At 31.4% G+C, this 15,358-nt stretch carries 8 protein-coding genes and 1 pseudogene; 3 read left to right on the forward strand and 6 right to left on the reverse strand.

Translation table 11 applies throughout. The annotated features are described in order from the left end of the window. Both KQA_RS19110 and KQA_RS0215500 read right to left on the reverse strand, forming a co-directional pair. A pseudogene (locus KQA_RS19110) lies at positions 1-2,181 on the reverse strand (hypothetical protein); the annotation flags it as partial. A 459-nt stretch (positions 2,182-2,640) separates the two neighbouring features. After that, positions 2,641-4,194 (reverse strand): T9SS type A sorting domain-containing protein, encoded by a 1,554-nt coding sequence (locus KQA_RS0215500; protein ID WP_010182411.1) that lies wholly within the window; start codon positions 4,192-4,194, stop codon positions 2,641-2,643. A gap of 594 nt (positions 4,195-4,788) precedes the next feature. On the opposite strand from KQA_RS0215500, the gene KQA_RS19115 reads away from it, so the two are divergent. Continuing rightward, positions 4,789-5,787 (forward strand): hypothetical protein, encoded by a 999-nt coding sequence (locus KQA_RS19115; protein ID WP_050858549.1) that lies wholly within the window; start codon positions 4,789-4,791, stop codon positions 5,785-5,787. 782 nt (positions 5,788-6,569) lie between these two features. Here KQA_RS19115 and KQA_RS19120 read toward each other — a convergent pair. From KQA_RS19120 to KQA_RS0215520, 3 genes are all read right to left on the reverse strand, one after another. Next, entirely contained in the window at positions 6,570-7,985 is a 1,416-nt protein-coding gene (locus KQA_RS19120; protein ID WP_010182414.1) for a hypothetical protein, read from the reverse strand. Positions 7,986-8,227: 242 nt separating this feature from the next. Continuing rightward, positions 8,228-8,629, reverse strand: coding sequence for a hypothetical protein (locus KQA_RS0215515; RefSeq protein WP_010182415.1), 402 nt, complete (start codon positions 8,627-8,629; stop codon positions 8,228-8,230). 276 nt (positions 8,630-8,905) lie between these two features. Further along, entirely contained in the window at positions 8,906-11,701 is a 2,796-nt protein-coding gene (locus tag KQA_RS0215520) for a lamin tail domain-containing protein (RefSeq protein WP_010182416.1), read from the reverse strand. 467 nt (positions 11,702-12,168) lie between these two features. Here KQA_RS0215520 and KQA_RS0215525 point away from each other — a divergent pair, with 467 nt between their 5' ends. Together KQA_RS0215525 and KQA_RS0215535 are read left to right on the forward strand one after the other, a co-directional pair. Further along, the gene (locus KQA_RS0215525) at positions 12,169-12,462 is read left to right on the forward strand and encodes a hypothetical protein (RefSeq protein WP_029209623.1); all 294 of its coding nucleotides are present in this window, start codon (positions 12,169-12,171) and stop codon (positions 12,460-12,462) included. A 99-nt stretch (positions 12,463-12,561) separates the two neighbouring features. Next, positions 12,562-13,374, forward strand: a complete 813-nt coding sequence (locus tag KQA_RS0215535) for a hypothetical protein (RefSeq protein WP_157366734.1) — start codon at positions 12,562-12,564, stop codon at positions 13,372-13,374. Between the two features lie 1,153 nt (positions 13,375-14,527). Here KQA_RS0215535 and KQA_RS0215540 read toward each other — a convergent pair. Further along, a complete protein-coding gene (locus KQA_RS0215540) occupies positions 14,528-15,355 on the reverse strand; it encodes a hypothetical protein (RefSeq protein WP_010182419.1) in 828 nt (275 codons plus the stop codon). Positions 15,356-15,358 lie beyond the last annotated feature (3 nt).

The following is a 15,358-nucleotide window of genomic DNA, read 5'->3' on the forward strand; positions in this document are numbered from 1 at the left end:
CGTTACATCACCAGGATTTATCCCAACGGTTACTGGACCACTTCCATCCAAAGTGTCGTTCATATCAATAACACTTGAACTGCTATCTCCTACTGTTAAAGGGGTAGCACTAAAGTCTTCATCAGTCGCAACTATTGGATTCGCAACAACTATAGTAGCTTCTGCTTTATCGCAATTCGCTGGATTTGCTCCAACTTCACAAATCTCATATTCTACTACGTAAGTACCTGAAGGTGTATCAGCATCAACACTAATAGTACCATCTGGATTAAATGTTAAACCTGCTGGAACATTAGTACCTGTTAATGTTACATCACCAGAGGCTGCACCAACGTTTACTGGACCATCACCACCTAAAGTATCATTAACATCGATAACACTTGGACTACTATCTCCCACGGTTAATGGAGTAGTACTAAAATCCTCATCGGTCGCAACTATAGGATTATCTACAAGAACTGTTGCTGTTGCTGCAGCACAGTTTGCTGGGGTAACGCCATTTTCACAAATCTGATATTCTACCATATAAGTACCTGAAGGCACATTCTCATCAACTGTAATTGTTCCATTCGGGTTCACTGTGAAACCAGCTGGATTTGTTGTATTTGGATCATCAACAACTGTAACCTCTCCTGACGCCGTACCTATGACTACGGGAATACCGCCTAAAGTTTCATTGGCATCAATTATAGATGGAGTGGTTGCATCTCCTCCAATAGTCTCAATAGCAGCTAATGTTTCGTTTTGAGCTACAATGACACACCCTGAACCAGATTCACTACCAGGTTCTGGACAAGCTAACGGAATATAATTATTGGTAATCGGATCAAAAACGTTACCAGATACATCAACTAAACCATCTAAAAGCGTTGAGTAAATTGGTGTCGGTGGTGTATCATCATCTCTATTTTCAGCCGGATATATTACTGCACCAGTGGCTATATCTAAATCTTGAAAACCATTCCCAAAGTTAATTTGTGGTGTAACGTCAAATTGCGCTTGTACATCAGATATGTAAAGTCGCGATCTTAAAATTTTTCCACCACATATACTTCTTGCTGTTGAAGGAATTGTATAGTAAGCTTCTCCTAAACCCTCGAGCTCAGTACCGTCTCCATTAGCATTAATAACTTCCGCTGTCGCACACATATCAGTAATACCTGTACCAACCATAAATAAACCCGCATCAGCTCCAGGTCCTGAAATTTTAAATCCGACATTAACCATATTACTAGGTACTAAAATCCAAAAATCTAATTGGATTAATTCTAAGTCTATTTGATCATCACATGTCGAAGCTGGATCAATCTCTGATGTTGCTGCAGCAATTTCCCTAAAATTCGAAGGTACCCCAGTCACTTTACCTTCTAAAGGAATGCCTGAAGAAGGTACTGTTGGATACCCATTGGCATCAAAACCACAAAAAAATTGATTAACAAAACCTTGTTGATTAAAAAAAATAGGGTCGGGTAAATCTGAGACACCTGCTACACAAGCATTATTCCAATACGTCATATAAGCGATATCATCGAAAGGTTGAATCGTTCTATATTTCATCTTTTTTAAAGGGCATTCTGCTAATGGTTCTGGCGGAATTACCCCTGTAGTTGTGACTCCACATTCTTGTGAACACCCAATCATAAATCCTCTAAAATTCTGCGCATTACTACTGTTTAAACTTAAACAATCTGAATTTTTCACAAAGGGATTCGGTGCAGTTTCACCAGGAGGTATAGTACCACTACCATCCATTGGATACCCACCTGAACTAGGTCCTACATTCCCTATAGACAAGACACAAGAACAAGATTCAATACTTACCGAAACAGCTCTTGAAAGACTATAACAGTCATTTGCTGAATCGTAAAAAACAGCGTAATAATTACCCGAAACTGCAATTGCAGACACATCTGGGATAAGCGTAGTACTACTGACCGGTGTAGCTATGGTATGCCATTGCAAAATTGTACCACTAGGGGTATTAGATGCTGTAATGGTACTTAAATCAACAGTACTACTGGTTGGACAAGAATTAGTTATAGCTATAGACGATAACATCGGGGTAGTTGTTCCAGTTGCCCCACTGCATTGAGCATAAATACTACCCGCTGAGACTATTGAACAAAGAAAGGACAAGAATATTATAAAAATATTCTTTAATAACAAGTAACGATTATTCATATATAATAAAGATTTTGTAAAAACATCAAATTTTAAAGACACACCAAAAAATCATCGAATAAAAAAGCGACGAATCTAAATGAGTATCAAAGAAAAAACTAGTCCACGGTATATATACAACCCGCAATGCATTCTGAAATTTTATCAACAAAAAATGTCTGTTCGATTGTCTTTTAACGGAGGGCCACGTACAAAAGAAATATTGAAAACAATTTCAAGTTAAAAACTCTTATTCTCGATACAATTTTTCTTAATTTCATTAAGAAAATCACGAATTAAAAGAATTTACACAAAATGCACTACGAGTATATACATCCGAAATACTAACTAAATCTGGTATTTTATAGTCTAAAAATTAGTAATATCGATACAGTATAATGAATGTCTTTTTGGGACATCATTTTTCTAATAAAGAGGATTATATTCTAACTTTAAACTTAAATCGTAGTCCGAAGATTTTTAAGTTTTAACAAATTTGAACCTATAGATCTTTGAATTATGCTTCAATATTGCAACATATACCCCAATACCGAATTGTGAAATATCCACTTGAAACTTTTCAAATTTTGGCTCTATGGAAATTAAACTTTTCCCGACTATATTGAACAATTCAAAAACAGAACCTTTAGGGGTATTATCAATAACGATTAGATTTTGATCACTATTATACTTTATTTTATCTACACCTTCCGCCGCAATGAAAGATATATTTTGACCTAAAGTTATATTAAGTTTTTCGTTTATAGATTCGATTATTGGTTTTAGATCTAATTCAAAATCTGTTGGATATTCTTTCCTGGTATTCTCTGACCAAGCCCAAGTTAAAGCCCCATCATAATTGTTTTCGACCAACATAGGTCCTAACATATCTCTTGGTATATCATCTACCTTTTCTGAATCTTTAAAATTATTCATGGGATGCTTTAAATTATAGGGGTAAAATTCAGCAATAATAGTAGGTTTATCTAATGCAACTTCCTTTTTCGACCTATGGAATGGTGAGCCTTTGACTCCCATCCATCCATAATAATGAATATTATAAAAATCTAAAACACCTAAAGGCTCTCCACCTATCTTTCGAAGATAATCATCGGAGTAATAATTAAAGTAAATATTGCTTGGATCAGAATTATCATTAACATTAGTTATCATACCTAAAGCTCCTGTAGTAACCATTACGTCTGGCTGAAGTTTCTTTATTGCTGCACAAGTCTTGTTGACAAATTTCACGATATCTACCATCTTCACTTTATCTAAGAATAATCCGTTGTCACCTTCCTGACCTTCACTTTTACCATTCCAACTACTTAACTCAGTCATTAATGCAGCTTCGTTAAAAATTTCCCACGCAAATAAACCTTTGTGATTACCAACACTAGTAACCACCTGAGAAAGACAATTATCCCAATAAGATTTCCATGCAACATCTTCAGTCAATAGCCTTTTATTATACGGGATTAAATGCTCATTGTTATATTGCTTTCTAAGCATATCAAATGACCACAAACATATCTGAATTTTAACACCGTTTTCTTCCGCTATATCTAATATCTTAATAATCTCTTTGGAAAAATCAAACGGGCTGTTAACTACAAGACCATCTACCCCATAAACAGGACTTGTCTCGCCATTCGTGTGCCACCACCATCTTATCAGATTACCACCAGCATTTTTAACTGATTCTATACGTTTCGTAAATTCAGCAATATCTGGTTTAAAATTTTTTGATTCCTTTTTTGAATAACCCACATCTCTTGAGTAATTCACCCAAGCACAATTAATTCCATTCTGAAATTCTAGGTTTTTAACCTGATTTTTATTGAAAGAAATAGTATTTTTTTGTGCACGCTTTCTTCCTACTTTAGATAAGGGGTTTCTCACTAAACTCTCATCTAAAACGTTAGTTATTTCACCTTTATAGTCTACACTGTCTAGGTCTTTGTAATCTGAATCTTGTCCATAACAATATATGAATGGCGCAACTATTAAAAAGTTTAAAAAAATTTTTTTCATTTTCTTGGATTTCCAATTAAACGATCGCGAAATTAAACTATTGCGACAACATATAATAATATTACGACATATAAATTAAAAAGTCGCTTTAATTTTACATATTAAACCTACAGCATTTTAATGCTAAAGGTTATATAATAAGGCTTTGATACTTAAAATAAATTGTTTAAGTATTACATAATTTAGTTCCATTATTATTTAAAACCATAATACATTTTGATGTTTTAACCTTTAATCCATTGAACTTATTTCATTAAATCAAAATAGCACAAGTAGTCGTCACCCTGATTTTAGGGTCTCGTAAAGAAGCTCAGATAATAATTTGCTATGAGATGCTGAATTTATTTCAGCATAACACTATTGTATTTTTAAAATGCACAATGGATTATTTAAACAAAAACTATGGGATAATAAAGACCTTAGAACACAATTACAATTAAAGACTAAAACCTTAGTTTTTTTTATAATATAGATATCAAGCGTCATGTCGTATTTCTACAATAATCTTAATTATCATTATTTGAAAAAGGCTGAGATTTTGATTGTAAATCAATTAATTTTACGTTCTTCGTGCAAAATTCAATTATACGTTTTATGAAATTCAAATGCATTTTACAAAAAGTCTTTTTTTTATCGTATTTACTATCGTTTCTATTCATAAGTTGTGAGAAGGAAAATTCTAATGTTTCTAAAGAACCTCTATCTAAAAACATTATTGCTGGGGTATTAACTTGTCCTGAAACACATCCTTTTATGGCCTGTGATCAATGCTGGACAAATAGTCAATCTTCAATAGAACAAGGTTGCAAAGAAATCTCTGAAAACACCAGTTCAGAAAACAACGACGCTAATGAAGACACAAGCACAGAAGACAATACCACTTCTGAAGACACTAACTCGGAAAACAACGACGCTATTAATACGATTAATACGCCAAATGATTTAAATAATAGTACCGAGTCATTTATCTGTGGTAATCTGATCTATAACCCTAAGAACAATATCTGTAATAATCATAGTACACCTAGCAACTTAGGATGTTTTAACAGCGATGGTCTTTTCATTAGTTCAAAAGGAGTTGTGAGTAACCCTTGTAATACTAAAGAAGCAATTCTAGATATTGAGAGAAATCTTGGTATCAATATAGATGATGAATTTATTGAGCTGTGTGGATACCAAGGTGCCGTACCCCCTATAAATCCAAGTATCACAAGAAGTGATTTTATTGTTTATATTAAAAAACTATTTGAAGGTATTACTATTGAAGGCAAAACGGGTGATCAATACGCTATTGAATTTGCAAAACTGCTAGATACAAACAATGATGGTATTTTAACAAGAAATGAAGCTAGTCAATCCAAAGGGTCTGATCCTAGACAAGTTCTTAACCTAGAACCTATTTTCACAATAAATGGCGGTCTAGCTACTGATGATTTATTAGCTTATGTAGGTCTCTATTTAGGTGACGGCGCATTAGATAAATATGCTGGCGATTTACCTGATATCGTACAAAAAAATATGACTCACTTTACCAGAACTTGGCAACCTGGTGTAAACGCTGCTTCTAAAAGGTACAATGAAATATCAAAATAACATTTAGAATAAATAATGTTTTACAATGAGTTATAACCACCTGAAAGTTTACATAAACAAGTAGTCCGAAAATCTTGTGCTTTAAAATTGAGGCTTTCGAAATAACTTTGTAGAATTCTTCCAGCACGCTAATGATTATTATCTGTAATTTAATTGTTGAATTCTAAAGCCTACTCATCATGATATTAGATCAGCTTAGGCGGCCTTGTAGATTTTGAATACAATATATCTAAAGTGAGTAAAAAGTAGAAATATTTTTTACTCACCTTCTTAAATAAACGATATTTTAGAATAATTAATTATTTTGATTTAAGTTTTTTTTTATTCAATAATTATCGGCTGATGCTCGAAGGGTTTGAATTTGGTCTGAAAGCGACTAGAAATCAATAAATAACTGTAATTCTACATCTTAAATCTCATTATTATCTTGATTCTTGATCTAATCTATAATAATTTCATCTATTATCTTGCTTGGCATTAACCCCTAAGAAACTCCATTTAAAATAAAAACTAGTACAATCTCAATCGAAATAGTTAGTCTGATTTATTCAAATTAATAGCACTAACTAAAAGGGGGTATTCACTCTAAATCACCCTGCACTGAAAGTACAGGGGTTTGTTTGACGAGGGCCTGGAAGTCCCTAGGTTTTATTCCAATATAAAATTGGAAGAACTATTACATATTCATATAACTTGAGTCTGTAATAGATTCTTTCGGATTACTAAAGTACCGCAATAAATTGCAGGGTTTAAAACCCCAAACTGAGACCAATTAACTATATTCACACATCTAAAAAAACCGCATCTTTTAAATAATCAATAAAAGTTTTATAAATTGGTTCAAAGATTTTACTTTTAATATTCTCTACATCTTGAGGGTAATATATTTTATTAACCTCGTATCTCAATTTACCTTTCAAACAAAACATGTGTAACATTTTGTAATTAACGACTTGATATATATTTTCACCGAGTCCATTACATTCAAATATTCCTGGAGTATTTTTTGTTCTAGTCAATATATCCTTTACCTCTAATTTATCATTCATTAAATCATTTAAAACTTGTAGAAAAACCAATTCTTCAATAGTGCCTGCCCCTAAACTCCAATTAAGCTTGGGATTATCTTTAATCAATGTACTTAAAGAGAAGGATTCATTCATATTAACACCTAAACGCATAAAAATAGTCTCTAATGGTTGCCATTTATTTAAGTTAAATTTATTGACTAACCTCCTCTTTTCTTCGAAACTCAAAATGCCATTATACATATACTCATATCCCAAAAGAAGTATTAACTCTCTTGTTTTCTTAAATAAAACAGGTCTATGATTTTTTAGTCTAATAAAAATTCCTTTCGCTGTAGCAGTGCCCATTTGCATATTAGAAACTAATAGCTCAGCTCCAAAAACATTATTGGCAATTTTTCTCACCCCACCAGAAACTAACTTTTCATCTTCCCATTTTAAAAAATCGAAACGTTCATTTCCACACTTTCCTGCAATTATTTCATTCATTCGGTTAGCGTGTCTAAATGACAGAGCCTCTCCATTAGGACCAGCAGCTTCATTATCACCAAAAACACCTGGCCAATTCATATTTGTACCCCATATAGGTCTAAAATTTTCACCATGGCACCGAATACACGAATGAGGGTTTTCGTTAAGAATTGGTTGATCATGTGTAAAATCAAATTGCGAAAATATCCACCTTCCACTATTTTCATCTAATTCAGCACAATCCAATAAATTATACGTAGGATCATTGACATCAGTACTAATATTCATTAAAAAATGACCATCGGACCCAAACAAAACTATTCTTGGAAATTGCAAAGAAGCCCTTCCTTCTCCTTTCGTAAATTCGACTAATGAAAAGTTAGTTTTGTAATAAACAGGAAAAGTATTTACAAGTTGATGTATACTTGTAATATTTTTTTTCTTTATAAACTTGTTTATCCCATTTATAGTCATTTCTGGTTGATTTTGTAGTAATGTTGGATCTAATTTATTATTCCCAACAATTATATCCGTAACTGTCTTAGGGCATACTCTATTCTGATTCATTACTCCTCCTAAACTGTCAAAATTTAGACTAGAATCTGAAGAACAACATCTTTTTGTGTAATTTTCACTTACATTACAGCTAATGAATAAAAAAAAGAATAAGCTGTAAAAAATAAAATTGGAAGTAGTCATATTGAGAGCTTATATTATATTTCATTAATTTCTTTCACCAAGACTAAAGAATACAAACACATAGCAATAATAAAGTCATATCCTCTTCCATAAGAATATGACTTTATTATTGCTATGTAATAAAAGGATCACTAAGATCTTAGAATGTCAAATATCTAATAATTAAATATTCACGAAACAAAATTAGTGTTTTGCTAAATGCATGTCTAAATGGGGTACACTAAAATTTGCAAACAGGTTGATTAATTTCTCGTCACTTCAACATTATCAAATACAACTTGGGGTACCATTTTTTCACGAAAAGAGTCTTTAGCACCTTTCCAAATATCTAAAGTATATTTATAATCCCCTTTTACTTTAAGCGTTTTCTCGTCCCAAATAAAAATACTACAAAACACTTTTCTTTTACCTCTTTTAACAGGAAGTACACAATTACCTATTGATGCATTATCTCTTGATAATGCCAAATATAAATAACCATTTGTTGGTACGTTATATTCGATAAAAAATCCTTCAACCACCTTTGTTTTTTGAACAATCTGAGTTGGTGGTTGTTTATCGAACCTAACATACGGTTGGCTTAGCATTGAACTAGTAAACAATAGAACAAATAATGTAATAATTAATTTAAATTCATTTCTCATAAACTTTGATTTTGCGATAGTTTTTGACTAACAAAAATAATCAATTCCTCGCCCCTTATACTTTGTAATTTGATTGATCTCTTTGTAATATCGATTAAAAACAATTAAGTTGGATGTAAGAAATTCGACTATTAGATTAAAATGATATTTTGATATAACAAAATTTGAAGTATAATTCATTTATAATCAAAATTCAATAAGCTGTTATATTTAAACATTCTTATATGTACTCTACGCGAATATTTAACTACAGGAACAAACCATAAGCAAAACCTTTTACTTCTTTATAATCTTTAATGATTTATTTATCTTATCAACAAACTTTAAAAAATAAACCCCTGGTGCTAAGTTTTGCATTTGTATCTCAAAAGTTGGTGTTTTGCTTTCTCCTGATAAAACTTTATTTCCATCAATGTTATACATTTTCCACGAAAGTCTATTTGCTGAAGCATTTGGTCTACGTAAATGAATAATATCGATAGTTGGATTGGGAAACAGCTGAATTTCAACTCCTTCATGACTATTATCTTGTATACTTGCACTCAAAAGAGCTTTATTATTAGATGCTCCTGGGGTTGGTACACTAAAAATTTCATAAGTCGATTCACCATCATTTTCGGCACCATACGATAAATCACTATTTAAATTTTCAAATTTTACTACCTGTATTAAAGTAGTAGCATCGGGAGCTGTTAATATAACTTCATCATTAGCTTTTAACTTAAAATTCAAATGATTTTCACCTTGTTCCAAATCCTCGTCTGCCCAAAATAATAAATACCCTTTAGCAGCTACTGTTGTTTTAATGGCATTCGTATTAGATATTTTCCATTTCAATGGATCTAACGGTTTATCTGAAATATAATAATCTGCAAGGTTAACCTCAAATTCATTTGGATTGTATATTTCTATCCAATCATCAAACTCACCATTTTCGTCTGTAAAAGTACTATCATTTTTCGACTGTACTTCATTGATTACTAAATTTAAGGCCGGTGTCGGAATGGCTTCAAAAACAGCTTTTATACTAGTGTTTTCATTAAAAATAGGGGTAATCTGAACATCTGTACTAGAAATACCACCTTCCCAACGAACAAAACGATAACCAGGTAAGGCTTCTGCTGAAAATTTTATTGGAATATTACTAAAATAGGTACCTTTAAATTTCTCTTGAACAGACTTAATATCATGAACTCTTATAAAACCTTCTTCAATATTAGATGTCTCATACACTACAGATATAGTGTTGTCAGTTGAATGAGTAGCTTTTATTCTATCAAAAATAGCATCATCAATACGATTTGCTACATCTTTTTTTAGCATTTCCATATTATTCTTCCATGCTTCTAAGTTTTCAAAAGGTGCGCTCGGAAATTCCTGCTGTATAGCTAATTTATTCGAAATAATTGCATGTGCAGGAATTTCGCTCTCTAACTCTGCTTCCATATCATCTAAAATACCCAATGCTCGCTCTTTACTATACATATGATTGATTAGTGCTGCTATAAATTGTATTTCTTCTGCTCTATAATCAGGAAACTCTACAGGGTCAAAATATAAGATATCAGAAACTGACATCGGATTAGTAACTGGCTCATGCCCTCCTCCAAAGTTTCCGAAAATAACATCGAAATCGTGCATAAAATAATGAACTTCATGATCTGTTTTTCCTGAAATATCCCTCCAAACTCCAAATCCATATTCATTAAGTTCTGTATAACTGATTAAGAACTTTAAATTTACAATATCATTAAAGCTTATAGTTTTATCAAAAACATTCCTGTCCTCGTTAATTTCAAATGAATGGTTCCATTTGGTAATATTGAAATCCCCTTTTTTTAAATTAAAATTGTCTTTTATATAATTGCTATCATCATCTTCTCGAACATTAATTATACCTTGATAAGCCCCATTGACGTATAGTACAGCAGGGCGGTAACCCTCGAAGGGAAAATTTGTTAAATTATCTTCACTTAACAATCTTGACACAAAAGCATCTCTAAGATGTGTTAGCTCCCAGTCTTGGCTCGCATTTCGGAATAGAAAGCCTCTATACTTATCAATATTTTTGTTAGGGAACATTTTGTAATCAAAATCTTCTTCACCGTAAACATCACTAGCTTCTATTTTTCCATTTAATTGAGGAACCCAAGAAGATGTCTTTCCTGATGCTCTAAAATTTGCATATTGATTAATAGCCACACTTCCATTAGGTTCTATAAACTGGAATGCCACACGACCGTCAATCACATTTTTATTAAAATGTGTTTTAGAAAGATTATCAGAGCTCAACAAAATTACAGGTAAATCATGTTTAGCATTAATGATATATGTGCGATGTTCAACAAGGCTATATATATTATTAGACTTGATCGCAATTACTTTTAGTACAGTGTTTTTGGTGACAACGATTGGGTCTTTGTATTGACTTGAAGCACTAGTAGGAGTAGTACCATCAAGGGTATAATGTAAAATACCTTCGCCAGAATTAGTCACTGTAACGGTTTGTGACAAATCATACAAGCCACTTTCTATACTGAATTTAATATCCGCTTCAATTAAAGTAAAAGCCATTGTATCTTCATTTTTGAAACCAGGACTAGCATCACTGAACATTGAAAAAGATCCATCTGATTTTCGACCGTAAGTATGATCGTTTTGGAGTACAGGTATTTCTATTCTGTCCAACTCTGTACCATCTGGCATTGACAATATTAGTGTTTCTCCTTTTTGATTAAGTTTAAAATTAGTGTTTAACTTAATTTTTGAATCGCTAAAATCATCGTCAGCTGCATGTATAATTAAATAACTATTAGCTTTAATTTCTGTACCATCAGGAATACGCCATTTATTAGGCTTTTTGATATCATCACTTAAAAAATAACCTCCAATATCGATAGGACTTGAAGTAATATTTTTTAACTCTATCCAATCTTCAAAAGGGGAAAAAATATCTGGGTTTTCAAAACTAGACAAATTTGAAGATTGAACTTCGTTTATTTGAATGCCTTGCCCTATGCTTACTGCGTAAAATAAATAATATAAGATTGAAAAGTAAAATTGTTTATTCATAATTAACTATTGATGTATTTGTAGAGGTATAACGTTTAAACCATCTTACACCCTACTTCATTAGAAATTATTTTTTAAAGTTATAGTCTTAGAATCTATTTTTTACTTTTCTGATCCACATCTGTATAAATTTTCTTACTTCATAATTTTTTCTAAAAAAACACAGTGCTTGGCTTGTGATCTATTAATTAAATGATAGAATTCATCAAAATAAAAATTCTCTTTTAAAAACAGAAGGTTTAGTTTTCAAATTAGCCCTTAGAAACAAAAACCAAGAGCTCCTAAATCTAGTAGTTTATCATAATTTTTAGTTTGATTAAACTTTTGGATATCTCCTCTAAGAAATTTTAAACTTTAAATGGTAGGGATATTTATTTAATAGGCGTTTTAGTATCAAATAAATAAAAATGAAAATGAAAAAATCACTTTTGAATTTTAAGTCCCTTTGTGCAGTAATCGTCTTATCTATGGCACTCATTTCTTGTGAAGAAAAAGATGATATTGCGGAAAATCAGCCTCAAGACAATACAGTTGTAGAACTTGATGAAGGAAAATTAAAAGATTTGAATGCTTGTTCCGTTTCGTTGAAAAAAGAAGGAGATCTACTAAAAGCAATCCATTCATCGGAAGAAACACCAAAGTATTTTAAGTGGTCAGTTGATGGTCAGCCTATTTCAAATTATAATATTATGGCTCAAGCAAAAACATTCGATCTTTATGACCCTAATGCGAAGCCAGTCGAATTAAATTTTGATTTTTAAAGGAATTGAATTAATATTGCGGTTAGAAAATCTACATAAAAAAATATCCTTTAAAAAATTTGAATTAAAAGAATCAAACAAAACTAAATTATGATTAAGATGAAAAACTTACGAATAAATTTAAAAAAAGTTTACGGTTTACTTGTAATATCTTCAATAGCTATCTCTTGCGTTGAAAAAGAAGATGTCGCACCAGTATTGAGCGACCAAGAGTTAAAAAAATCAAAAGGCTGTTTAGTGAAGTTAGATAAAAAAAGAGAGGTTTTAACCGCTAAACATTTATCTAGTGAAACACCTAAATATTTTGTATGGAAAGTAGATGGAGACTATATAGGTAATTATAATATCGCTACAGCAGAGCAAAAAGACAAAATTTTTGATATCAATTCAACATCAGATCAGTTTTATCGTGATTTATCGGTACCCTTTAGTTTAGAATTAACTAATAAGTTGGTCTTAGATGATTTATATGATTTAAAAAATGGAGATATAAGTTTGGTCTCTAAACCACTAACTACAGGTACACATAATATTTGTGTTTCGTACAATACAACAGAGTGTGGTAGAGTAAAAAAATGTTTTGATATAGATTATACCAGTCCCCTACCAGAGGAAAAAAGAGTAACATGTATAGAAGAAGTTAAATTTATAGTAGAGTCAATAAAAGACAAAAACCGTTATATTAATATTATAAAGTTAGAATCAAATAATATTTTAGGAGTAGCGGAAAGAACATGGTTTAAAAATGGAGTTGAGGTTTCTCCCGTATTTAGTGGATCTTCTTTAATTGATTTTTCAAAAGATAAACCAATCCTTACTGATGTTAATGTGTGCGTGGTGCTTAAAACCCCTTATTGTAATGAAGCAAAGCAAACTAAACAATTTTGTAAAGTATTAAAAATGTATCAATAGATGATTTAAATCATTTAAATTTAAGACACTGTATTATTGAAATTTTGTCCGCAATAATATACTACCACATAATTAAAAGGTTGAGATTATAAATAATCTAATAATTCTTATGTATAAATCCACTGTCTGCTATTACTAGAGCTATTCGTTTATCTTTCAAAAGGTCATTAAAAGCTCTTTTATAATTTTTTTATATCTGCTACTATCAAAAATAATCCTAGGCCGAAGCCCAGCATTAGCTTCTATTCTTATTTGACTATCTAAGATCACTAATAGATTATGAGAATTACGTTACTTTTTTTTCGTTTATACCCCCCTTTGTACTAATTTATAGACATCCATATCTTGAATTGCAGTACCATCGCAATCAATGTTTAAAATTATTCAACCCTATTTGATTAAAGAGTCTGTGATTCCTTAAAGCGAAACTTCAGTATTTAAAAACCATAAAAACTGACTAAAAATCTAATATAAGTACTCTGTTAAGTCACTTTATCCTAAACAAATATTGAAATGTAAAGTGGTATCATAACACAACCAATCACAATGAATATAACGATAAATACTAGTTCAGATATCTGACTAAAAAAACTAGATAATATACTCTAGAAAATATCCACAATTCAATCTTGGTACCGGGAGGGTTAAATCAATTAGCAATATAAATCTAATACCAGACTTATCTATAAACCTTTTAATCAATCTTATATCTCAAAAAGGAGTAACTTTTTTATCTGTGTGTTCTATCGAAAGGTTAATCCTACAGGTGAAGCTTATAAATTAAGTAAGAGCTAACAATTAAAATGACTCAAAAAAATTAAACCCTACTGAATAATTCAAATTAAATTCTTTTGTAAAAAATATATATTGACATTGTTTCTAAGTTACATAGTGAGTCTTTGAAGATCCTACCTATAAATTAGACATTCCATCTAAAAAACAAAATAAAACAACGTTGGATATCACTAGTACTACAACTAACACCATAGTAGATATAGCTTTTTACCTCATTATCAATATCTTTTACATCCTAGTATGATAAAAAGTTAATTTCTTTCGTACATAATCCTACATAAATGGAATAATAAGTAACATTATAAATTGTTATGTCAGATTTTTGAGATAAGTCACATATTTTTATAAAATTTATGTTTTACAATACTCTTATAGCAGTAATAAAAACACCAGAGGAACTAATCACATTCCAATATGGGATAAGAAAATCAGAATCAGCAGGATTATCCTTGACAGTATAAGTCCCTAAATGCACTATGTTAAAATCAAAATCTTGTTTGTTTACTTGATATAAATTGATATTAGAACCTACTTTACCAGACTTCTCAAAAACAATTTTATAAAATTTGTTATCTCCAAATTTAATGTAAGCATTTGTGTTTTGTGCATAATTTCGCTCACCACTACCACCAAAGAAACGATTAAAGCAACCATTATCGTAAAACAATTGGATTTCTCCAGAAAATAAGGCTTGATGCCCTAAATTATTTACATCAACATCAGGGCTTCCTATTCCAAAAAGGAATGAAGGGTTTTGACCTCGAACGGTAAAGACAAAACTAAAGGATAATTCGTCATCTCGTTTCCATTGATATTTTGGGAATTTTACTACTCTACCAAAAAATGCGCCCGTACCACGAGCCCAAATACCACGTTCCAAATCCTTTTTTATTTCTACCCCATCAGTATATTCTAAATCTATATCTTCTAATGGGAGTTTGCAGAAATCGACCCATTGCCCGAAGGTATTATCACTTTGCTGGTTTGGGGCATCCCCATTATTTCCTTCTCCACTACTATCATTAGATTGATCTTTAGCATCTGTATTATCGGTTTGATCATTTGAATTTCCACCAGTCATGTTATTTCCACTGCCATCAGTATTTGTTCCATCCGTTGTATCATCATTATTTTTGGGAGTACAATTATCCCCTAAATACCAACCACGAGTTATTAAATTATGCATTTC

It is taken from the genome of Aquimarina agarilytica ZC1, assembly GCF_000255455.1.
GTDB lineage: Bacteria > Bacteroidota > Bacteroidia > Flavobacteriales > Flavobacteriaceae > Aquimarina > Aquimarina agarilytica.